The organism is Pseudomonas vranovensis DSM 16006 (assembly GCF_000425805.1).
In the GTDB taxonomy this organism is placed as follows: domain Bacteria; phylum Pseudomonadota; class Gammaproteobacteria; order Pseudomonadales; family Pseudomonadaceae; genus Aquipseudomonas; species Aquipseudomonas vranovensis.
Genome location: NZ_KE384456.1, coordinates 70,527 through 91,901 on the forward strand (window position 1 = coordinate 70,527; position 21,375 = coordinate 91,901).

The 21,375-nt window shown below is 62.4% G+C and carries 18 protein-coding genes; 10 read left to right on the top strand and 8 right to left on the bottom strand.

The window, feature by feature from the left end; translation table 11 throughout:
• Window positions 1–4: 4 nt before the first annotated feature.
• Window positions 5–1,000, bottom strand: a complete 996-nt coding sequence (locus tag H621_RS0122880) for an ArsR/SmtB family transcription factor (RefSeq protein WP_028945607.1) — start codon at window positions 998–1,000, stop codon at window positions 5–7.
• Window positions 1,001–1,257: 257 nt separating this feature from the next.
• On the opposite strand from H621_RS0122880, the gene tkt reads away from it, so the two are divergent.
• The 9 genes from tkt to H621_RS0122925 all read left to right on the top strand — a co-directional run bounded on the left by tkt (window position 1,258) and on the right by H621_RS0122925 (window position 10,582).
• Window positions 1,258–3,255, top strand: coding sequence for a transketolase (tkt, locus tag H621_RS0122885; RefSeq protein ID WP_028945608.1), 1,998 nt, complete (start codon window positions 1,258–1,260; stop codon window positions 3,253–3,255).
• A gap of 103 nt (window positions 3,256–3,358) precedes the next feature.
• Window positions 3,359–4,426: an erythrose-4-phosphate dehydrogenase gene (gene epd, locus H621_RS0122890; RefSeq protein WP_028945609.1), complete on the top strand. Its 1,068-nt coding sequence runs from the start codon at window positions 3,359–3,361 to the stop codon at window positions 4,424–4,426.
• 12 nt (window positions 4,427–4,438) lie between these two features.
• Window positions 4,439–5,602: a phosphoglycerate kinase gene (locus H621_RS0122895; protein ID WP_028945610.1), complete on the top strand. Its 1,164-nt coding sequence runs from the start codon at window positions 4,439–4,441 to the stop codon at window positions 5,600–5,602.
• Window positions 5,602–5,853, top strand: coding sequence for a hypothetical protein (locus tag H621_RS0122900; protein ID WP_028945611.1), 252 nt, complete (start codon window positions 5,602–5,604; stop codon window positions 5,851–5,853). Before H621_RS0122895 ends, H621_RS0122900 begins: the two co-directional genes overlap by 1 nt.
• 51 nt (window positions 5,854–5,904) lie before the next feature.
• On the top strand, window positions 5,905–6,231 hold the full coding sequence (locus H621_RS0122905) for an MliC family protein (protein WP_028945612.1): 327 nt from the start codon (window positions 5,905–5,907) through the stop codon (window positions 6,229–6,231).
• Between the two features lie 100 nt (window positions 6,232–6,331).
• Window positions 6,332–7,396, top strand: coding sequence for a class II fructose-bisphosphate aldolase (gene fba / locus H621_RS0122910; RefSeq protein WP_028945613.1), 1,065 nt, complete (start codon window positions 6,332–6,334; stop codon window positions 7,394–7,396).
• 214 nt (window positions 7,397–7,610) lie between these two features.
• Window positions 7,611–9,722, top strand: a complete 2,112-nt coding sequence (locus tag H621_RS0122915; protein ID WP_028945614.1) for a putative bifunctional diguanylate cyclase/phosphodiesterase — start codon at window positions 7,611–7,613, stop codon at window positions 9,720–9,722.
• Between the two features lie 45 nt (window positions 9,723–9,767).
• Window positions 9,768–10,268, top strand: coding sequence for a M48 metallopeptidase family protein (locus H621_RS0122920; protein ID WP_028945615.1), 501 nt, complete (start codon window positions 9,768–9,770; stop codon window positions 10,266–10,268).
• A 17-nt stretch (window positions 10,269–10,285) separates the two neighbouring features.
• Window positions 10,286–10,582 (top strand): winged helix-turn-helix domain-containing protein, encoded by a 297-nt coding sequence (locus H621_RS0122925; protein ID WP_028945616.1) that lies wholly within the window; start codon window positions 10,286–10,288, stop codon window positions 10,580–10,582.
• A 59-nt stretch (window positions 10,583–10,641) separates the two neighbouring features.
• On the opposite strand, the gene H621_RS0122930 is transcribed toward H621_RS0122925, so the two are convergent.
• Window positions 10,642–11,094: a GNAT family N-acetyltransferase gene (locus H621_RS0122930; RefSeq protein WP_028945617.1), complete on the bottom strand. Its 453-nt coding sequence runs from the start codon at window positions 11,092–11,094 to the stop codon at window positions 10,642–10,644.
• Window positions 11,095–11,334: 240 nt separating this feature from the next.
• On the opposite strand from H621_RS0122930, the gene H621_RS0122935 reads away from it, so the two are divergent.
• Complete coding sequence (locus tag H621_RS0122935; protein WP_028945618.1) at window positions 11,335–12,072, top strand: substrate-binding periplasmic protein; 738 nt, start codon at window positions 11,335–11,337, stop codon at window positions 12,070–12,072.
• Here H621_RS0122935 and yccS read toward each other — a convergent pair whose 3' ends face one another.
• From yccS to H621_RS0122965, 6 genes are all read right to left on the bottom strand, one after another.
• Window positions 12,073–14,253, bottom strand: coding sequence for a YccS family putative transporter (yccS, locus tag H621_RS0122940; protein ID WP_028945619.1), 2,181 nt, complete (start codon window positions 14,251–14,253; stop codon window positions 12,073–12,075).
• Between the two features lie 118 nt (window positions 14,254–14,371).
• Window positions 14,372–15,553, bottom strand: a complete 1,182-nt coding sequence (locus H621_RS0122945; protein ID WP_028945620.1) for a BaiN/RdsA family NAD(P)/FAD-dependent oxidoreductase — start codon at window positions 15,551–15,553, stop codon at window positions 14,372–14,374.
• 79 nt (window positions 15,554–15,632) lie between these two features.
• Window positions 15,633–16,970, bottom strand: a complete 1,338-nt coding sequence (dbpA, locus tag H621_RS0122950) for an ATP-dependent RNA helicase DbpA (RefSeq protein ID WP_245219125.1) — start codon at window positions 16,968–16,970, stop codon at window positions 15,633–15,635.
• 105 nt (window positions 16,971–17,075) lie between these two features.
• Window positions 17,076–18,503, bottom strand: coding sequence for a multidrug transporter subunit MdtD (gene mdtD, locus H621_RS0122955; protein ID WP_028945622.1), 1,428 nt, complete (start codon window positions 18,501–18,503; stop codon window positions 17,076–17,078).
• 72 nt (window positions 18,504–18,575) lie between these two features.
• Window positions 18,576–19,907 (bottom strand): TldD/PmbA family protein, encoded by a 1,332-nt coding sequence (locus H621_RS0122960; RefSeq protein ID WP_028945623.1) that lies wholly within the window; start codon window positions 19,905–19,907, stop codon window positions 18,576–18,578.
• A complete protein-coding gene (locus H621_RS0122965; protein WP_028945624.1) occupies window positions 19,907–21,349 on the bottom strand; it encodes a TldD/PmbA family protein in 1,443 nt (480 codons plus the stop codon). The genes H621_RS0122960 and H621_RS0122965 overlap by 1 nt, the downstream gene beginning before the upstream one ends.
• Window positions 21,350–21,375: the final 26 nt, after the last annotated feature.

A 21,375-nucleotide genomic window follows, 5' to 3' on the forward strand; every position in this document is an offset into this window, starting at 1 on the left:
AAATTTACCGATGGTGAGTGTCGCCAGCCGGTCGCTGAAAATGGCGGACCTGGATCTGGAAACCATTACGTAAGCCCACATAGAGGCTGTCCCCGGGAGCCAGTCCCGCAGCGCTGGCCCAACGGACCAGGTCGTCCTGCTCGAAGCCCAGCCAGATATCGCCGCAGGCCTCTCTGGCCCAGCTCTGGTCGTGGCTGCACAACTCTGTTACCAACAGGCTTCCGCCTGGCTTCACACGGTTGGCCAGCTGCCGCAGGGCTTCGGCCGGGGCGCTGAAATGGTGCAGGACCATGTTCAGCACTACGCAGTCGGCGTCCACATCCGTTGCACTGAGTGCATCGGCCAACTGCAGGTTCACATTCGCCAGACCTTCTCGCTCACAGACCTGGCGGGCCAGGTCGAGCATGGTCGGGCTGTTGTCCAGTGCCGTGACCCGGGCAAAGCGCCGGGCCAGCTCTGGAAGAAATTCTCCATCGCCAGGGCCCACTTCAAGGGCGCCGGCGTCGGGTCCAAAGCTCAAGTTGTCGAGCAGCGCCAACAGGCTTTCGCGGTACTGGGGAAGTCCCGCGATCAGATCCTGCTGGGCGCGGAATTTTTCTTCGACGCGCTGGAAAAAGTCCTGGCTGGTGGCCGCGCGCCGTTGCTGGACCTGGCCGATGCGCGCCTGGACATCGTCCGGCAGGGCCAGGCCATCGACTTCCTCCAGCAAGGCCGCATGCAGCTTGCCGCCCAGGCGCAGGGCATCGGGCAAGGCACGGCGATAAAAGATCGCGTTGCCTTCGCGCCGCGTCGCCACCAGTGCCGCCTGGGATAGCACCTTGAGGTGGTGGCTCATTCCCGACTGACCGATGGCGAAGATCTGCGCCAGCTCCAGTACCCCGAACGAATCGTTGGCCAGTGCGCGCAAGACGTTCAGGCGCAACGGGTCGCCACTGGCCTTGCACAGGGCGGCCAGCTCGTCGCTTTGTTCAGGGTGGATTGACGGCAAACGAAGATTCATGGGGCGGCAGTCTAGTCAGGGTGCCCCGGCGTCGCAAGCGCAATATCAAAAAGTTTTGATATTGAGCGATAGGCGGGGCAATTCGTCGCAGCAGAGTCGACCGAATCCGCTGTTTGGCCGGGCTATCGCCTAAATCTGCACTCAAACACAGGAAAATCATGCTGCATCGACCATCCGTCATTGCCCCCGGACGCATGCCTGGGCGAAAATAACCGCCTTTTTTCGTTTCGTAACTTTCAACCCCCAGGAGATAAGCGATGCCCAGCCGTCGTGAACGTGCCAACGCCATTCGAGCACTCAGCATGGATGCCGTGCAGAAGGCCAACAGCGGTCACCCCGGTGCCCCCATGGGCATGGCGGATATCGCCGAAGTTCTTTGGCGCGACTATCTGAAGCACAGCCCGAGCAACCCGGACTTCGCTGACCGTGACCGCTTCGTGCTGTCCAACGGCCACGGCTCGATGCTGATCTATTCGCTGCTGCACCTGACCGGCTACGACCTGTCGATCGATGACCTGAAGGCTTTCCGCCAGCTGCACAGCCGCACCCCGGGCCACCCGGAGTTCGGCTACACCGCAGGCGTCGAGACCACCACCGGTCCGCTCGGCCAGGGCCTGGCCAACGCCGTGGGTTTTGCCATCGCTGAAAAAGTCCTGGGCGCCCAGTTCAACCGCGAAGGCCACAACGTCGTCGATCACCACACTTATGTGTTCCTGGGTGATGGTTGCATGATGGAAGGCATCTCCCACGAAGTCGCTTCCCTGGCCGGTACCCTGGGCCTGGGCAAGCTGATCGCCTTCTACGATGACAACGGCATCTCCATCGACGGCGAAGTCGAAGGCTGGTTCACCGACGACACGCCGAAGCGTTTCGAAGCCTACAACTGGCAGGTGATCCGCAATGTCGACGGCCATGACGCCGACGAAATCAAGACCGCCATCGAGACCGCCCGCAAGAGCGAGCAGCCGACCCTGATCTGCTGCAAGACCATCATCGGCTTCGGCTCGCCGAACAAGCAGGGCAAGGAAGATTGCCACGGCGCGCCACTGGGCAATGACGAAATCGCCTTGGCCCGCAAAGAGCTGAACTGGAACCACGGTCCGTTCGAGATCCCGGCTGACATCTACGCCGAGTGGGATGCCAAGGAAGCCGGCAAGGCCGTTGAAGCCGAGTGGGACCAGCGTTTCGCGGCCTACGCCGCTGCCTTCCCTGAACTGGCCAGCGAGCTGAAGCGTCGCCTGAGTGGCGAACTGCCGGTTGATTTCTCCGAGAAGGCTGCGGCCTACATCGCTGACGTTGCGGCCAAGGGCGAAACCATCGCCAGCCGTAAAGCCAGCCAGAACACCCTGAACGCCTTCGGTCCTCTGCTGCCAGAGTTCCTCGGTGGTTCGGCTGACCTGGCCGGTTCCAACCTGACCCTGTGGAAAGGCTGCAAGGGCGTCAGCGCTGAAGATGCCAGCGGCAACTACATGTTCTACGGCGTGCGTGAATTCGGCATGACCGCAATCATGAACGGTGTTGCCCTGCACGGCGGCCTGGTGCCTTACGGTGCGACCTTCCTGATGTTCATGGAATACGCCCGCAACGCTGTGCGCATGTCGGCCCTGATGAAGCAGCGCGTGATTCACGTCTACACCCACGACTCTATCGGTCTGGGCGAAGACGGCCCGACTCACCAGCCGATCGAGCAGCTGACCAGCCTGCGCAGCACCCCGAACCTGGACACCTGGCGCCCAGCCGACGCCGTTGAATCGGCGGTGTCGTGGAAGCACGCCCTGGAGCGCAAGGACGGCCCTTCGGCGCTGATCTTCTCGCGTCAGAACCTGCAGCACCAAACCCGTGACGCCGGCCAGATCGCTGACATCAGCCGTGGCGGCTACGTGCTGAAAGACTGCGCAGGCGAGCCTGAGCTGATCCTGATCGCCACCGGTTCCGAAGTGGGCCTGGCCGTTCAGGCCTTTGACAAGCTGACCGAGCAGGGCCGCAAGGTCCGTGTTGTATCGATGCCATGCACCAGCGTCTTCGATGCCCAGGATGCTGCCTACAAACAGTCGGTCCTGCCGCTGCAGGTCGGTGCGCGTATCGCTATCGAAGCGGCCCATGCCGACTTCTGGTACAAGTACGTCGGCCTCGAAGGCCGCGTGATCGGCATGACCACCTACGGCGAGTCGGCCCCTGCGGCCGCCTTGTTCGAAGAGTTCGGTTTCACCCTGGAAAACATCCTGGGTACTGCTGAAGAGCTGCTGGAAGACTGATCGATAGAGTTGGATTCATCGCGGGGCAAGCACGCTCCTACAGGACTGTAGGAGCGTGCTTGCCCCGCGATTGCAGATAACGCTTCTGTTCCGTGAGCATCCCATGCCCCAAACGCGTCCTTACAAAGTTGCACTCAACGGCTATGGCCGTATTGGTCGTTGCGTCTTGCGCGCACTCTTTGAACGGGGGGCGAAGGCGGGCTTCGAGATCGTCGCGCTGAACGACCTGGCCGATCAGGCCAGTATCGAATACCTGACACGCTTCGACTCCACCCACGGGCGTTTTCCCGGCGAGGTGAAGGTCGACGGCGATTGTCTGCATATCCATGGCGACTGCGTGAAGGTTTTGCGCAGTGCCACCCCGGAAGGGATCGACTGGGCAGCACTGGATGTCGATCTGGTACTGGAGTGTTCCGGTGCCTACAACACCCGTGCCGATGGCCAGCGTTTTCTTGAAGCCGGCGCGCCGCGGGTGCTGTTTTCCCAGCCGATGGCCAGCGAGGCGGACGTCGATGCGACGGTCGTCTACGGCATCAACCAGGACTGCCTCAAAGGCAATGAACTGCTGGTCTCCAACGCTTCCTGCACCACCAACTGCGGCGTGCCGCTGCTGCGGGTACTGGACCGGGCGTTCGGCCTTGAATACGTGTCGATTACCACGATCCACTCGGCAATGAACGACCAGCCGGTGATCGACGCTTATCACCATGAAGACCTGCGCCGCACCCGCTCGGCGTTCCAGTCGGTGATTCCGGTGTCCACCGGACTTGCGCGCGGCATCGAGCGGTTGTTGCCGGAACTTGCCGGGCGAATTCAGGCCAAAGCCGTACGTGTGCCGACCGTCAACGTGTCGTGCCTGGACATCACCCTGCAGACCGCCCGCGATACCACTGCGGCAGAGGTCAACCAGGTGCTGCGCGATGCGGCCCTGAGCGGCCCGCTGAAGGGACTCCTGGCCTACACCGAGTTACCGCACGCCAGTTGTGATTTCAACCATGACCCACATTCGGCCATTGTCGATGCCAGCCAGACCCGCGTTTCCGGCCCCCGGCTGGTCAACCTGCTGGCCTGGTTCGATAACGAATGGGGTTTTGCCAACCGTATGCTCGACGTTGCCGAACATTACCTGCACGTCGTCAATCAAACCCGCTCCACTAGCAAACATCCCTGAAGGACCGCATTCATGACCGTGTTGAAGATGACCGACCTCGATCTGCAAGGTAAGCGCGTACTGATCCGCGAAGACCTCAACGTGCCTGTGAAGGACGGTGTGGTTGCCAGCGATGCGCGTATCCTCGCTTCGCTGCCGACCATCAAGCTGGCCCTGGAAAAGGGTGCGGCCGTGATGGTCTGCTCGCACCTGGGCCGTCCGACCGAAGGCGAGTTCTCGGCCGAGAACAGCCTCAAGCCGGTAGCCGATTACCTGAGCAAGGCCCTGGGCCGTGAAGTACCCCTGGTTGCCGACTACCTCGACGGTGTCCAGGTCCAGGCCGGTGACCTCGTGTTGTTCGAAAACGTGCGCTTCAACAAGGGTGAGAAAAAGAACGCCGACGAGCTGGCGCAAAAATACGCAGCCCTGTGCGACGTGTTCGTGATGGACGCCTTCGGTACTGCCCACCGTGCCGAGGGCTCGACCCACGGCGTGGCCAAGTTCGCCAAGGTGGCGGCTGCTGGCCCGCTGCTGGCCGCCGAGCTGGACGCCCTGGGCAAGGCCCTCAAGGCCCCGGCCAAGCCGATGGCTGCCATCGTTGCCGGCTCCAAGGTGTCGACCAAGCTGGACGTGCTCAACAGCCTGAGCCAGGTCTGCGACCTGCTGATCGTCGGTGGCGGCATCGCCAACACCTTCCTGGCCGCTGCCGGTCACCCAGTGGGCAAGTCGCTGTACGAACCTGACCTGATCGACACCGCCAAGGCCATCGCCGCCAAGGTCAACGTCCCGCTGCCGGTGGATGTGGTGGTTGCCAAGGAATTCGCTGAAAGCGCCGCTGCTACCGTCAAGCTGGTTGCCGACGTTGCCGACGACGACATGATTCTCGACATCGGTCCGCAGACCGCGGCCAACTTCGCCGAGCTGCTGAAGTCGTCCAAGACCATTCTGTGGAATGGTCCGGTTGGTGTCTTCGAGTTCGACCAGTTCGGTAACGGCACCAAGGTACTGGCCAAGGCCATCGCGGAAAGCGCCGCGTTCTCCATCGCCGGTGGTGGCGATACCCTGGCCGCCATCGACAAATATGGCGTTGCCGAGCAAATCTCCTACATTTCTACCGGTGGCGGTGCGTTCCTCGAGTTCGTCGAGGGCAAGGTCCTGCCAGCGGTGGAAGTACTGGAACAACGGGCCAAGGCCTGATTTGCTCAGCGCCTGGCAAAGGGAGCGACCTGATGGTCAAGCGATTGCCTGTGTTTGTCCTGGTCGGATTGCTGGGCGCCTGCTCCAGCAATCCGGCGCCTGAGGCCGATCAGCCCGATGCGCCGAAAGGTGGCTGCTATCAGTCTGAATGGCAGGCGGAGACCGCTCCAGTGATCAACAAGCGACTCGGCCCGGATGGCCTTGAGAAGTACGACGACGAGCACCAGCGCCGAGCCCAGGGTTGCCCTTGATCGGTTGATGGCAACCTACCGGCCTGTTTGTGGTCTGCTAGAGGATATTGGATGAAAGGTGTCGTGGCCCTGTTGGCCTTGGCAGTACTCGGTGGATGTGCAAGCTTCACGCCGAAGGAGACACCCTCGGACAACTGGACCCGATGGGTTTGCGACAGCAAGGCTGAAGTGCTCTGGCGCTTTGCCGACAGCAGTCAACAGAGCCTGGACGTGCGTCTGGGCGGCGGTGATCAGGTCTACCGGCTCAAGGCCGAGCCAGGCGCTTCCGGTTCGCTGTACAGCGATGGTGTGCTGGCGTTCCACAGCAAGGGTGACGAAGGCCTGGTGTACTGGGCTGCCACCAACGATTTGATAGGGCGGGGCTGCAAGGCGCCGTGACTGGCCGGGCTGCCTGGAGGCGGCCCACACTACTTGAATAGCAACCGCCACTGCGGCAGGCTTGCACGAAAAACGACGCTTGTCGGGAGAGAGATACACAATGGCACTCATTAGCATGCGCCAGATGCTGGACCACGCCGCCGAATTCGGCTACGGCGTTCCGGCTTTCAACGTCAACAACCTCGAGCAGATGCGCGCCATCATGGAAGCCGCCGACAAGACCGACTCTCCGGTGATTGTCCAGGCCTCGGCCGGTGCCCGCAAATATGCGGGTGCCCCGTTCCTGCGCCACCTGATCCTGGCCGCGATCGAAGAATTCCCCCATATCCCGGTGTGCATGCACCAGGACCACGGTACCAGCCCTGACGTGTGCCAGCGGTCGATCCAGCTGGGCTTCAGCTCGGTGATGATGGACGGCTCGCTCGGCGAAGACGGCAAGACCCCTACCGACTACGAGTACAACGTCCGTGTCACTCAGCAGACCGTTGCCATGGCGCACGCCTGCGGCGTTTCGGTTGAAGGCGAGCTGGGCTGCCTGGGCTCGCTGGAAACCGGCATGGCCGGTGAAGAAGACGGTATCGGTGCCGAAGGTATCCTGGATCACAGCCAGATGCTGACCGATCCGGAAGAAGCTGCCGACTTCGTCAAGAAGACCCAGGTCGATGCGCTGGCCATCGCCATCGGCACCAGCCACGGTGCCTACAAGTTCACCAAGCCACCGACCGGTGACGTGCTGGCGATCGACCGTATCAAAGAGATTCACAAGCGCATCCCCAACACCCACCTGGTGATGCACGGTTCTTCCTCGGTTCCGCAGGAATGGCTGGCGATCATCAACCAGTACGGCGGCGACATCAAGGAAACCTACGGCGTGCCGGTCGAAGAAATCGTCGAAGGCATCAAGCACGGTGTGCGCAAGGTCAACATCGACACCGACCTGCGCCTGGCTTCCACGGGTGCCATGCGTCGCCTGATGGCGCAGAATCCGAGCGAGTTCGACCCGCGCAAGTTCTTCGGCGCCACCGTAACGGCCATGCGTGATGTCTGCATCGCCCGTTACGAAGCGTTCGGTACTGCCGGCAATGCTTCCAAGATCAAGCCGATCTCCCTGGAAGGCATGTTCCAGCGCTACCTCAAGGGCGAGCTGGCGGCCAAGGTCAATTAAGACCTGACCGTGTAAAAAACCCGCAGTGATGCGGGTTTTTTTATGCCTGGCGCCAATGTAGAGGCAGGTATGGCCTGATCGGACAGACCGTTAGTCGGCTAACGAGAGTTTCCGTGGGTAGTGGCAAGGTGATAACTTCAGATTTAAGGCAGCGAGGTCTAGAGTTAGGCTCGGACTTCAACCGAAGTACGACCTGTGCCACAAGAGAAGCAGCATGGATTGCGCGCAACCTCCGTCACATGAAAACGGCTCAGTACTGCTGGTCGTTGATGACTACCCGGAAAACCTGGTCAGCATGCGCGCCTTGCTGGCGCGTCAGGACTGGCAGGTACTGACTGCGAACTCGGGGACCGAAGCCCTGAGTGCGCTGCTCGAGCACGAAGTGGACCTGGTGCTGCTGGATGTGCAGATGCCAGGCATGGATGGATTCGAGGTCGCCCGTCTTATGCGCGGCAGCCAGCGTACGCGGCTGACGCCGATCATTTTCCTCACCGCCAATGAGCAGTCCCAGGCCGCCGTGCTCAAGGGCTATGCCAGTGGTGCGGTGGATTACCTGTTCAAACCCTTCGACCCGCAGATTCTCAAGCCCAAGGTTCAGGCGTTGCTTGAACAGCAGCGCAACAGGCGTTCATTGCAGCGCTTGAGCCGCGACCTGGAAACCGAACGCGCTTTCAATGCCTCGGTGCTGGAAAATGCGGCCGAGGGCATTCTGGTGGTAGCCGATGACGGCTTAATCTGCTTTGCCAACCCAGCGATTTCCCGGCTGCTCGATGCGCCGGTTGAACGTTTGCAGGGCACTGATCTTCTGGCATATGTACAGTCGCCGGGGGCGACGGTGTGGGCCGAATCGCCGTTCTATCAAACCTATCTGGACCGGGAAATTTTTCGCGTTCACGATGCTGTGCTGCGTACTGCGGGCGGACATCCGCTGCCGGTGGCGCTGTCGTGCGCGCCACTTCCGGGCGAGCGGCGGGCCATGGTGGTAACGGTGCTGGACATGTCGGTGGTGCGCAGCCTGCATCAGCAACTGGAGTATCAGGCTGTGACCGACCCGTTGACGGGGCTGCTCAATCGGCGCGGCTTCTACCAGGCCGCCGAGAGTGCATTGGTACGCAATGAGCGCTCGGACAAGTCACAGGCCTTGCTGTACCTGGACCTGGATGGCTTCAAGCGAATCAACGACTCCCTTGGTCATGAAGCCGGTGACCGTGTTCTGCGGTGGGTGGCCGAGCAGTTCAAGGACTGCCTGGGCACCCGCGCGATACTCGCACGCATGGGCGGTGACGAGTTCACCGCGTTGCTCGATGCGCTGGACTGTCCCGAACAGGCTGCACGCTTTGCCGAAAAATTGATCGAACGTGTGTCCATCTGCCAGGACATCGACGGGCTGGAGGTGACGCTGGGGGTCAGTATCGGTATCGCCACCTACCCGGATTGCGGGCTCGGCCTCGATGGCTTGCTGCGTGCGGCCGATGCGGCGATGTATGCAGCCAAGCAGTCCGGGCGCCAGCAGTATCGTTACTACGATCATGACCTCAATGGCCGGGCGCGCTCACGGCTGATGCTCGAAGACAGCGTGCGCGATGCGATCGAGCACAGGGATTTCAGCTTGGTCTATCAGCCTCAGGTTGCCTTCGCCGATGGCCGCTTGCGCGGTTTCGAGGCCTTGTTGCGCTGGCGCCATCCCAGTGTCGGGGATGTGCCGCCGGGTTTGTTCATTCCCTTGCTCGAGGAGGCCCGGCTGATCAATCGTCTGGCCAGTTGGATCTACCAGCAAGGCGCGTCGCAACGTCGGGCCTGGAGCGAGTGTTGTGGTCCGGACGTGGTGCTGAGCATGAGCCTGAGCAGGGTGCAGTTTGCCATGCCCAATCTGGTTGAGGAGCTGGCGCGGGTGATTGTCAGTCACGCGCTTGTACCGGCTCAGCTGGAGGTCGAAGTCGCCGAGACGTCGCTGATGTACAACCGCGATGAAGCCTTCAAGCAGCTGCACAAACTACGCGAGTTGGGCGTGCATATTGCCCTGGACGACTTCGGCGCAGGTGATTGCTCGTTGAAGCTGTTGCGTGACCTGCCCATTGATACGCTCAAGTTCGATCGCCATTTGGTGGCGAAACTGCCGGGCTCTGTGGTCGATGGCGCCCTGGTCCGCAGTGTGATCGAGCTCTGCCAGCAGTTTGGGATCAGCACCATCGCCGAAGGAGTCGAGACCTGCGAGCAGGCTCGCTGGCTCCGCGCCAACGGTTGCGAGTTCGCCCAGGGCTTCCTGGTGGCGCACCCCATGACGGCCGCCGATGCGAGTGAGTTCCCGGGCTTTTTTGACTGGTGACTGCTGTAGTTGGGTAAACTGCTTTTTTTCGCCTGCTTTCGCCTCATGACCGCGCTCAAATACCTGCAAGCCTATCCCCCCGCCCTGCAAGATCAGGTCCGACAATTGATCGCCAGCAATCGCCTGGGGGATTACCTGCAGCAACGCTACCCGGAGCGTCATGCCGTGCAGAGCGACAAGGCACTGTACAGTTACGCCCAAGGGCTGAAGCAGGAGTACCTGCGCAACGCCCCCAACCTGGACAAGGTCCTGTTCGACAATCGCCTGGACTTGACCCACCGGGCGCTGGGGCTGCATACGGCGGTGTCCCGAGTGCAAGGGGGCAAGCTCAAGGCAAAGAAGGAAATCCGCATTGCCTCTTTGTTCAAGGAGGCGGCGCCGCAATTTCTGAAGATGATCGTGGTGCATGAACTGGCCCACTTGAAGGAAAGCGATCACAACAAGGCGTTTTATCAACTCTGTGAACACATGCTGCCGGGCTACCATCAACTGGAGTTCGACTTGCGTGTCTACCTGACCTACCGCGAGCTGCCTGGCAACGGGTAAGCCGCAAGGACCTGCCAATGGACGTGAGCAAGACCAAGACCAGCTTCTACCGCCGCCTGTACGTCGCCTGGCTGATCGACAGCCAGACGGCCAGCAGCGTGCCTGCGTTGATGGAGGCAACCGGCATGCCCCGACGTACCGCCCAGGACACCATCGCCGCGCTGGCTGACCTGGATATTGTCTGTGAGTTCGAGCAGCAGGAAGGCGCGCGCAATCACGCCGGGCATTACCGGATTCGTGATTGGGGGGCGATCGACAAGCAGTGGATCATCCAGCACCTGCGGGGGATTCGCGAGGTGCTTGGGTATCCTTGAAGGCCCATCGAGGAGCAAGTTCGCGCCTGCTGCAGGAGCGGGCTTGCCCCGCGATGCGTTCAGCCGCGACGCATACCGATATGCGGTATGTCGTCTTCCAGGTACTCCTCACCCACCACCACAAAGCCATAACGCCCGTAGTAGTCTTGCAGGTGCGCCTGGGCAGACAGATACACCGGCACGCCCGGCCAGTGCTTTTCGGCCTGTTCGAGGGCCTCTTCCATCAGTTCATGCCCCAGCCCCCGGCCGCGTGCCGATGGCGCAGTCACCACGCGACCGATCACTACGTCACCGCCCTGGGACTGTGGGTCGAGCAAGCGCAAGTAGCACTGCAGCGTGTCATTTTCCCAACCCATCAAGTGGCAGGTGTCGCCGTCCAGGTCCTGGCCATCGACGTCCTGGTAGGCGCACTTCTGCTCTACAACGAAGACTTGGGTGCGTAGTTGCAGAATGGCATAGAGTTGTTCCTTGCCAAGGTCGCTGTGATGTTTGCAGATCCAGTCGATGGACATAAGTAGCTCTCAAGCAGTTGATTGCCTTGATCATGGCAGATGAAAGGAGCAACGACGAGGCTCAAAGTGCGCGACCCCGACTCAAGGTGTGACGCAGCTCAAAATAGAGGCAGATTGATATCATTGCGCGCTGCGCCAGGTTTCATCTTTGTGTAACCTGCGCACACTTGCGGACACCGGAAACGCTCAAGCAGTTGCTATCAACGGCGTGTAACGACACGCCTGCTAAGGGATTTGAGCATGCCTACACTGCTTCGAGCCTTGGGTTTTCTGGGGTTGCTGCTGGCGTTCAATGCCGCGCATGCGGAAAAACTACGTCTGGTCGCAGACAGTTGGCCCCCTTTCACCGATGCCAGCAAACCCGGTGGGGGCCTGGCTACGGTGATTGTCACCACCGCCTTGCAGCGTGCAGGCTATGACAGTGAGTTCGAGCAGGTGCCCTGGGCGCGGGCGCTGCTTGGAATAGGTGAGGGACGATACGACGTACTGATCAACGCCTGGCTCAATGAAAGCCGCACCCACATCGGACAGTTCTCCGCCAGCTACCTGACCAACCATGTTCGCGTGCTCAAGCAGAAGGGCGATGACTTTCGCTTCAACGTCTTGAGCGACCTCTATCCCTATCCCATCGCCATTGTCCGCGACTATGCGTACTCGCCCGAGTTCGATGCCGACAGCCAGTTGCAGAAGATACCGGTACGCAATTTTTCAGTGGCGGTACGCATGCTGGCTGCAGGCAGGGTGGGACTGACTCTTGAAGACGAGTACGTCGCCCGCTACTTTCTGCAGCGTGAATCTCGCTGGGTTCGTGATAGTGTCGAGCTCGTCGACAAGCCTTTGGCCGAGAATACCCTGCATATTCTGGTCAGCCTCAAGACCCCGGGCCATGAAAAGATCGTCGCCGACTTCAATCGCGCCATCGCCCAGATGAAGGCCGATGGCAGCTACGCACGCTTGCTTGAGTATCATGGCTTCTGATCAGGCCTCGGCATCCTTGATCAAATGGGCGGCGAGGGTGCGCAAGGGGCCCAGCTGGCGACAGATCAGGGCCAGTTGCGTCTGCACCAGGCGCTGGTTTTCCTCCATATCCTCGGGCATCTGCTCGAGCGCATTGGCCAGGGCTTCTTCGTCATCACTGTGGATGGCCACCGGCAACTTGCTGGCCAGGCCTTCGGCAATTTCGTCCAGGCTCTTGGCCAGGCTGGCACCAGCACCATCGATCAACTGCTCGTGAACGTCGGCCGGCAAGGTGGTTTCACGGTGCGCGCCCAGGCCCGAGAGATAGCTGAGCAAGGTGTGCGAGAGCACCAGGAAGCGAAAGCCGACATCCGCTTCCTTACGAAAATGCCCCGGCTCCATGAGCATGTTGGCCAGGGTGGTCGACAGCGCGGCATCGGCGTTGTGGGCGTTGCGCCGAGCCAAGCGGTAGGCCAGGTCATCACGCTTGCCCTGGGCGTACTGCTGCATGATCTGGCGCAGGTAGGTGCTGTTGCAGCTCAAGGTGTTGGCCAGCACCTTGTTCAGGCGCCGGCCCTGCCAGTCGGGCAGGAACAGGAACACCGCCAGGATTGCGATCAGGCTGCCCACCAGGGTATCGAACAGGCGCGGCAGGAACAGCCCGTAGCCGTCGCCAATCTGGTTGAAGCAGAACAGCACCATCAGGGTAATTGCTGCCGTGGCCAAGGTGTAGCGAGTGGTGCGGTTGACGAAGAACACCACCCCGGCTGCCACCGCGAACAGTGACTGGATGATCGGGCTCGGGAACAGGTCGAACAGCGCCCAGCCGACCGTCAGGCCGATGCCGGTACCGATGATCCGCTGCACCAGCTTGCGCCGCGTCGCACCGTAGTTGGGCTGGCAGACGAAAAGGGTGGTGAGGATGATCCAGTAGCCCTGGGTGGGGTGGATCAGGTGCACCATGCCATAGCCGATCGACAATGCCAGGGGCAGGCGCAGGGCATGGCGAAACAGCAAGGAGGTCGGTGTCATCTGCTGGCGCAGACGGTTCCAGACATCCGCCAGGCTGTGCGGTGAACGGTCGAGCAGGCTGCTGTCGCTGGCGTCGGCGAGGTTGTCCGGATTGCTCGCATCGCTGAGCAGACGATCCAGGGTTGTCAGGTTGGCGGCCAGGGCGCGCAGCGAACGCAGCAGCCCGCGCCAGGCCGGGTTGCTCTGGATGCGCAGGTGTTCCAGGGACGCATTGAGGTCTTCCAGCGCCTGGGCAAAGCCGGTGTCGTAGATGAACGGCTGGCGTAGCTGGATCGACTCGGACAACTGCTGGCAGGCCACACCTTGTTGGCGTAGCAGGCGCTGGCAGCGGAACAGCACATCACTGTGGAAGAAGGCTTCGGTCAGGGCGTTGTAGGGGTAGTGCGAGGAGCTGGCGCGTTCGTGGATGTCCTGGGCCAGGAAGTACAGCTTCAGGTAGCGGCTGACCTTGGAGCCCGGGCGGCCGTTGCCGACCCGGTGCAGGATGATCTCCTTGGCGGCGTTGAGTGCGGCCACGACCCGACCGTTTTGCTGGGCCAGCTCCAGGCGCCGGGCCTCGACGTCCAGTTGGCGGATCGGTTCGAACAGCGTGGCCTTGAGCTTGAGGTAGCGCCCCAGCTCGCGAAACAACCGCGCCAGGCTCTGCTGCACCGGCTGGTTGGAGAACAGCGCCTGCCACAGCACCGACAGCAATCCGTACCAGGCGGCGCCGGCCACCAGCAGCAGCGGCTCGTGCCAGAAATCGGTGACTTCGCCACCACGCTGGTCGACGCCGATCATGGTGTAGACAGAGAGAATCAGCGTGGCCGAGGCGATCGCGCCATAGCGTTCACCCAGTGCGCCGAGCATGGTCAGGGCAAAACTGGCCAGGGCCAGGGCGCAGACGAAAATGATCGGATACGGGAACAGCAGCTCCACCGACAACGCCGCGACGGTAAAGCACACCAGGGTCACGGCCAGGGCATTGAGGCGTCCTTGCCAACTGTCGTCGGTCTCGGCCAGGGCGCTGGCGATAATGCCCAGGAACAGCGGAATCAGCAGGCTCATCTCGTCCTGGTACCAGCACAGCAACATGCTGCCGGTGAGGGCGATCAGAACACGGATGGCATAGCTGAATTTGTCCAGGGCCCAGAGGCGGCGCAACGATTGGCTGAGCGAGGAGGATGACATGTCGGGTCGGCAGGCCTTGAGCGATGATCGAAATTGAGCCAGTCAGATGGCAGTGGTGTTGCCACCGTCACCTGACCAGCAAAATTTGTTCCTTGATGCGCTGATTCTACCGCGAAGGTTAGACGAACTGCGCAGCCGCGTACGCCGAGGCCCAGGCCCACTGGAAGTTGAAGCCGCCGAGGTGACCGCTGACATCGAGCACTTCGCCGATAAAGTACAGGCCCGGACTTTTCAGCGACTCCATGGTCTTGGATGACACTTCGCGGGTATCGACGCCACCCAGGGTCACCTCGGCAGTGCGGTAGCCCTCGGTGCCGGCCGGCACCACCTGCCAGGCCGCCAGCTTGTCGCTGACCTGGGCGAGCTCCGCCGGGGTGTATTGCTTCATCGGCTTGGAGACGAACCAGTGCTCGGCGAGCAAGTTGGCCATCTTCTTGGTAAAGATTTCGCCAAGCAGGGTCTTGAGCTCGGTATTGGGTCGCTCGCTCTGTTGCTGTTGCAGCCAGCTCAGCGCGTCGTGCTCGGGTAGCAGGTTGATCTCGACGCTGTCACCGGTTTCCCAGAACGAGGAGATCTGCAGGATCGCCGGCCCGCTCAGCCCGCGGTGGGTGAACAGCAGGTTTTCACGGAAGCTGGTGCCATTGCAGCTGGTCACGCAGTCCACCGAGGTGCCGGACAGCTCGGTGCAGATCGCCTTGAGCTGCGGCTCGGTGATGGTGAAGGGCACAAGGCCGGCGCGGGTAGGCAGCAGGCTATGGCCGAACTGGCGGGCGACCTGATAGCCGAAACCGGTAGCGCCCAGGGTCGGGATCGACAACCCGCCGGTGGCGATCACCAGCGATTGGCACTGGAACTGACCGGCGCTGGTTTCGAGCAGGTAGCCGCCGTCGACCTTCTCGACCTGGTCGATGCGAGTGTCCATGCGCAGTTCGGCGCCGGCATTGCTGCATTCGGCCAGGAGCATGTCGAGGATGTCGCTGGATTTGTTATCGCAGAACAGTTGGCCGAGCTTCTTCTCGTGATAGGGCACGGCGTGCTTGCCGACCATCTCGATGAAGTCCCATTGGGTGTAGCGGGCCAGGGCCGACTTGCAGAAGTGCGGGTTCTGCGAGAGGAAGTTGGCAGGTTCGGTGTACATGTTGGTGAAGTTGCAGCGGCCACCGCCGGACATCAGGATCTTCTTGCCTGGCTTGTTGGCGTGGTCGAGCAGCAGCACCTGGCGGCCGTGGCGGGCGGCAGTCAGGGCACACATCAGGCCGGCGGCGCCTGCGCCAATGATGATTACTTCGGTGGAACGCACTGCTGATTCCTCAAGAATTTTGGGTGAAGCGATCGCGGGGCAAGTCGAGATGTCTCGACTTGCCCCGCGACGAAGGTTTTCAAACGATCCGCACCCGCAGCGAACGGCCCTTGATCTTGCCGCTGTTCAGGCGCGCCAGCGCCTGCTTGGCCACCGTACGTTCCACCGCCACAAAGGCCTGGAAGTCAAAAATCGCGATCTTGCCAACCTGGGTACCCGGCAAGCCGGCGTCACCGGTCAGGGCACCGAGGATATCGCCCGGACGCAGCTTGTCTTTACGGCCGGCGGCAATGCACAGGGTGCTCATGGTCGGCAGCAGCGGAGCGCCGCCCTGGGCCTTGAGGCTGTCGAGTTGTTCCCAGCGCAGCGGCGCTTTCTGCATCGCTTCGATGGCCTGGGCGCGATGGCCTTCGGCTGGGGCGACGAGGCTGACGGCCAGGCCTTTTTCACCGGCGCGGCCGGTACGGCCTACACGGTGTACGTGGATCTCGGCGTCGCGGGCCAGCTCGACGTTGATGACCATGTCCAGGGCATCGATGTCCAGGCCGCGGGCGGCGACGTCAGTGGCTACCAGTACCGACAGGCTGCGGTTGGCGAAAAGGGTCAGGACCTGGTCACGGTCGCGCTGCTCCAGGTCGCCATGCAGGGCCTGGGCCGAGATGCCCTTGGCCTGCAGGTGCTCGACCAGCTCCTGGCACTGCTGCTTGGTGAAGCAGAACGCCACGCAGGACTGCGGGCGGAAGTGCCCCAGCACTTTGCTCACTGCTTCCATGCGCTGCTCGGGGGCGATTTCGTAGAAACGCTGTTCGATCTGGCTGTCGGCGTGCAGGGCTTCGACCTTCACGGTCTGCGGGTCGCGCATGAAGCTCGAGGCCAGTTGCTTGATACCGGACGGATAAGTGGCCGAGAACAGCAGGGTCTGACGGCGCTTGGGGGTTTGCCCGATGATGTCGGCGATGGCGTCGTAGAAGCCCATGTCGAGCATGCGGTCGGCTTCGTCGAGAATCAGCGTGTTGAGGCCATCGAGCACCAGGGTGCCCTTGCTCAGGTGTTGCTGCACGCGGCCCGGGGTGCCGACGATGATGTGCGCACCGTGCTCCAGCGAGGCGATCTGCGGGCCCAGCGAAACGCCGCCGCACAGGGTCAGGATCTTGATGTTGTCTTCGGCGCGGGCCAGGCGGCGCAGCTCCTTGGCGACCTGGTCGGCCAGCTCGCGCGTGGGGCACAGCACCAGGGCCTGGCAGCCGAAGTAGCGCGGGTTGATCGGGTTGAGCAGGCCGATGCCAAAGGCGGCGGTCTTGCCGCTACCGGTCTTGGCCTGGGCGATCAGGTCCATGCCCTTGAGGATTACCGGCAGGCTCTGGGCCTGGATCGGGGTCATCTGGGCGTAGCCGAGGGCGTCCAGGTTGGCCAGCATGGCGGCGGACAGCGGCAAAGTGGCGAAGGCGGTGGCAATGGTGGTCACGAGGCGGGCCTGCAAAACAAAATGTCGCGCAGTGTACCAGCCTCATGGCCTTTCGCCCTAAGGCTCGATCTCCGGTTCCGGACGAGGGGCACGCCTTCCGTCCGCCTTGGACAGTTGCATGAAGATTGCTGCTGCCAGCATGGCCATCAGGCCGATGGTCAGGAAAGTGAGCTGGAAAGCGCCCAGTGTGCTGTCTACGCCCTCGGCACTGCCCGCGGCGCTGAAGCCTCCCAGCAGTGCGCCGGCGCAGGCGACACCCAGGCTCAGAGACAACTGCGCCACCACCGACAGCAGGCTGTTGCCGCTGCTGGCGCTGGCATCGTCCAGGTCGATCAGGGTGACGGTGTTCATCGCCGTGAACTGCATGGAGTTGACCGCACCGAGCAAGCCCAACTGGAACAGCAGCAGCCCATAGGGCGTCTGCTCATCCACCAGGCCCAGGCTGGCCAGCAGCAGGCCGAGGAGCAGGGTATTGCCGGTGAGGATGGTTCGGTAGCCAAAGCGCTCGATCAGCGGGCGGGCGATGGATTTGGCCAGCATGGCCGCCGCCGCCAGGGGGATCATGCTCATCCCGGCCTGGGCCGGCGAATAGCCCAGGGCCACCTGCAGCAGCAATGGCACCAGGAATGGCAGGGCACCACTGCCCAGGCGGGCGAACAGGTTGCCCAGGATGCCGACGGAGAAGGTCCGGGTGCGAAACAGCCGGGGCGAGAACAGCGGGTTGTCGATGCTGCCTGCGCGCAGCCAGTAGGCTGCCAGGCACGCCATGCCGGCAAACAGCAGCAGCATTACCCGCAGGTGCGGCAAGTGCAGTTCGCCCAGGCCCTCCATGGCGATCGTGATCAACACCATGGCCGCGCCGAACAGCACGAAACCGACGCCGTCGAAGCGCGTGCGCTCACTGCCGCGCAGGTCGGGGATGAAACGCCACACGGCATAGCAGCCTATGGCGCCGACCGGCAGATTGAGCAGGAAGATCCAATGCCAGCTGAGAATCTCCACCAACCAGCCGCCCATGGTCGGGCCCAGCAAAGGACCGAGAAGGCCGGGAATGGTGATGAAGCTCATGATCCGCACCAGCTCCGAACGGGGGTAGGCGCGCAGCACCACCAGGCGCCCGACCGGCAGCATCAAGGCGCCGCCCAGGCCTTGGACTACCCGCGCCGCCACCAGCATGCTCAGGGTTTCAGACAGGGCGCACAGCAGCGAGCCGAGGCTGAACAGCAGGATCGCACCGAAAAAGATCCGCTTGGTGCCGAAACGGTCGGCAATCCAGCCCGAGGCGGGGATTAGCAAGGCCACGGTGAGCATGTAGGCAATGATTACCGACTGCATGCGCAGCGGGTCTTCAGCCAAGTCCCTGGCCATGGCCGGCAGGGCGGTGTTGAGGATGGTGCCGTCCAGGGACTGCATGAAGAAGGCGATGGCTACCACCCACGGAATCCAGCGAGCGGTGACGGGGTCGAGCGGGACACGGCTGGGCATGGCTGATCCTTCAGGACTGTAGCGCGGGTCAAGACCACTCCTGCGCTCGGAGCGGGCTTGACCCGCGATCTATTACAACGTCAATGTCAGGCGCTTGACCACGGCCCCCGGCAAATGGCTCGAACTGGTCTGGCGCTGGCCATAGGTACTGGTCGACAGAATCAGCTCCCGCTCCTGGGTCAGCGCCTCAAGTTGCGAACCCAACAAACTGTAGACGCTGTCGTCGAAGCGCATGGTGCTGACCGGCGCCTGGATCTGGCCGTTCTCGACCCAGAAGGTGGCAAAGCGGGTCAGCCCGGTCATGCGGGCGGCCGGCAGGTCGGAGAAGTTCAGGTACCAGAGGTTGCTGATGTACAAGCCGGTGCCCAGGCGCGCGAGGATGTCGCGCTGGTTCAGCTCGCCACCTGCCAGGCTCAGGGCGCAAGGGGACTCATGGCTGTCGGCACCGTTGGCGGCCAGCTCGAACTCGGCGGCGCTGCGGGCGCAGATCAACCGGTCAAGGCCACGGCCCTGCTCTATCAGGCGCAAGTCGCTGCGTGGTGTCCCTTCATCGGAGAAACTCGGGCTCAGCGAACCGCTGACCTGTTCTGCGATGCTGACCATCGGGCTCAGGCGCGCGTCGCCATCGTACAGGCGCTGCAGCGGGCTGTTCTTGGTGGCCAGCGAATGGGAGGAGAAGCCCCCCCAGCACAGCATGCTCATGATTTCGTCCATGGCGGCTGGCGCCAGGTAAGCGCGGTACTCGCCCGGTGCCAGGGTCTTCAGCGGGCGCCCCATGTATTCCAATTGCTCCCGTGCCTGGCGCAGGCGCAGTGAAAAGGCCTCGCTGTCCCACTGCTGGCCGGCGTAGTTGGCCTTGACCGCCTGGCCGTTGCGGTGGAACAGGCTCCAGTCGAAGTTGAAACTGTTGGCCTGGTGCCAGCCGAAGGCCCCGAACGAGCTGGCAAAACCCCGGCAGATCGGTCCAGCGGCATAGATGCCGACCAGATCGAGTTCCCCGGCACCGTGTTCGATCTGCGCCAGTACCTGGGCAATGTCGGGCAGTGCCTGGCCCTGCACGCTATGGCTTTGCCAGGCGCTGGCGTTGAGTTGCAGGTAGGGGTCGGCTTCGAGCAACGGCAATGTCTGGCGCAACTGTTCGATCGCCTGGGCCAGGCGCTGCTGGTCAACGTCGGGGTCGTTGCCCAGGGTGAACTGCAGCTCGCCCTGGCGGCCGTCCTTAATCAGTTTCAGCACGCAACTGGCTTGCTGGACTTCGCCAGCCTGGCGCACTTTGGCATGGTTGAAGCGAATGAACCGGGACTGCTCGGCGCTGTAGCTGAGGGTAAAGTGTTCCGGCGCGCACACTTGCTCTTGCAGGCTCGCCAACAGGCGCTGAAAGCTGTGCAGTGGGGTGGCAGCCATCAGGCGTCTCCTCCGAATACGTCGATCTGGCTGAACACACAGGCGGGTGATGCATGTCCCACCCGCACCACCTGATTGGGTTCGCCCTTGCCGCAGTTGGGTGTTCCCAGAACCTGGAAGGTACTGGCGTCGCCCACGGCGCTGAGATTGCCCCAGAACTGAGCGGAGATCCCCCGGTAGTTCGGGTTCTTGACCACGCCCTTGAGCTCACCGTTCTCGATCAACTGGCCCCATTCGCAGCCGAACTGGAACTTGTTGCGGGAATCATCAATGGACCAGGAGCGGTTGGTGCGCATCAGGATGCCGCGCTCGATGCCACCGACCAGTTGCGCCAGGCTCTGGTCACCCGGCTCGATGTTGAGGTTGGCCATGCGGTCGATCGGCGCGCGGTTCCAGCCGCAGGCACGACTGTTGGCAACGCCGTCCATGCCCGAGCGGAACTGCGACAGCGCGCCACCCAGCGGACGTAGCAGCAAGCCGTCGCGGATCAGGAACTGTTTGTCGGCCGCGGTGCCATCGTCGTCATGGCTGTAGCTGGCCAGCTCTTCGCCGATGGTCGGGTCAAAGGTCACGTTGAGCAATTTCGAGCCGTACTGCAAGGTGCCGAAGTCGCTGGTCTTGACGAAGCTGGTGCCCGCGTAATTGCGCTCGTCACCCAGGATGCGGTCCATTTCCAACGGGTGGCCGATGGACTCGTGGATCTGCAGCATCATCTGGTCGGGCATCAGCAGCAGGTCGCGCACGCCGCTCGGGGTATTGGGCGCGAGCAGCAATTGCAGGGCCTGGTCGGCAACCTTGGCTCCGGCACCCAGCAGGCCGCAACGCTCGATCACATCCATGCCGCCTTGTTGGCCGAAATTCTCCCGACCAAGGCTGCGGCTCTGGCTGTCCTGGCCGTCGAAGGCCGTGGCGCCGAAACCTGGGTAGATGAAGCGCTGGGCCTGACGCTGTTCGGCGCCGGCGGTATTGAGGTAGATCTGCTCGACGGTGTTGATGCCCAGGCTTGCTTGCCAGTTCACCAGGCGGATATCGGCGGGCACACTGGCCGATTCGCGGGCCAGCAAGGCGAAGCAGTCCGCCAGCGAGGCCACGGGTTGTTCAAGGTTGGGGGAGCAGTAGTCGGTGCGCCCGCTGGCGACCGGTTGCTCGCGCAGGTCGAGCAGGGCGCAGCTGGCAATCTGCCGGGCGAGCGCCTCGGCCTGTTCCAGGGCACGTTGCAGGCCTGATTGCGACAGGTCGGCGGTGGCCGCATAGGTTTCGACGCCGTTGACCCGGACCGTCAGCATCGCGCCTTCGTCACGGCTGAAGAATGGCGGTTCGGCAACGTTTTTGCGCACCGACAGGTGCTGCTGGGACTGTTGCACGTGCCGCAAGGAAAAGAATTCGGCAGTGCTGCGCAGAGCGGCGAAGCGCTGGCGCAGCAAAGCGGTCAACTCGAACATGAAGAACCTCCGTGGGTACGGTGGCT

Bases quoted from the DNA above. Each gene is read 5' to 3' on its own strand.
- H621_RS0122965 (WP_028945624.1), bottom strand. From the start codon at position 21,349: ATGTTCGAGTTGACCGCTTTGCTGCGCCAGCGCTTCGCCGCTCTGCGC.
- H621_RS0122920 (WP_028945615.1), top strand. From the start codon at position 9,768: ATGACCGCGCTCAAATACCTGCAAGCCTATCCCCCCGCCCTGCAAGAT.
- H621_RS0122925 (WP_028945616.1), top strand. From the start codon at position 10,286: ATGGACGTGAGCAAGACCAAGACCAGCTTCTACCGCCGCCTGTACGTC.
- H621_RS0122895 (WP_028945610.1), top strand. From the start codon at position 4,439: ATGACCGTGTTGAAGATGACCGACCTCGATCTGCAAGGTAAGCGCGTA.
- fba (WP_028945613.1), top strand. From the start codon at position 6,332: ATGGCACTCATTAGCATGCGCCAGATGCTGGACCACGCCGCCGAATTC.
- dbpA (WP_245219125.1), bottom strand. From the start codon at position 16,970: ATGCTGGCCAACCTGGACGCCCTCGGCTACGCCCAGATGACCCCGATC.
- H621_RS0122905 (WP_028945612.1), top strand. From the start codon at position 5,905: ATGAAAGGTGTCGTGGCCCTGTTGGCCTTGGCAGTACTCGGTGGATGT.
- mdtD (WP_028945622.1), bottom strand. From the start codon at position 18,503: ATGCCCAGCCGTGTCCCGCTCGACCCCGTCACCGCTCGCTGGATTCCG.
- tkt (WP_028945608.1), top strand. From the start codon at position 1,258: ATGCCCAGCCGTCGTGAACGTGCCAACGCCATTCGAGCACTCAGCATG.
- H621_RS0122960 (WP_028945623.1), bottom strand. From the start codon at position 19,907: ATGGCTGCCACCCCACTGCACAGCTTTCAGCGCCTGTTGGCGAGCCTG.
- H621_RS0122915 (WP_028945614.1), top strand. From the start codon at position 7,611: ATGGATTGCGCGCAACCTCCGTCACATGAAAACGGCTCAGTACTGCTG.
- yccS (WP_028945619.1), bottom strand. From the start codon at position 14,253: ATGTCATCCTCCTCGCTCAGCCAATCGTTGCGCCGCCTCTGGGCCCTG.
- H621_RS0122935 (WP_028945618.1), top strand. From the start codon at position 11,335: ATGCCTACACTGCTTCGAGCCTTGGGTTTTCTGGGGTTGCTGCTGGCG.
- H621_RS0122880 (WP_028945607.1), bottom strand. From the start codon at position 1,000: ATGAATCTTCGTTTGCCGTCAATCCACCCTGAACAAAGCGACGAGCTG.
- H621_RS0122930 (WP_028945617.1), bottom strand. From the start codon at position 11,094: ATGTCCATCGACTGGATCTGCAAACATCACAGCGACCTTGGCAAGGAA.
- epd (WP_028945609.1), top strand. From the start codon at position 3,359: ATGCCCCAAACGCGTCCTTACAAAGTTGCACTCAACGGCTATGGCCGT.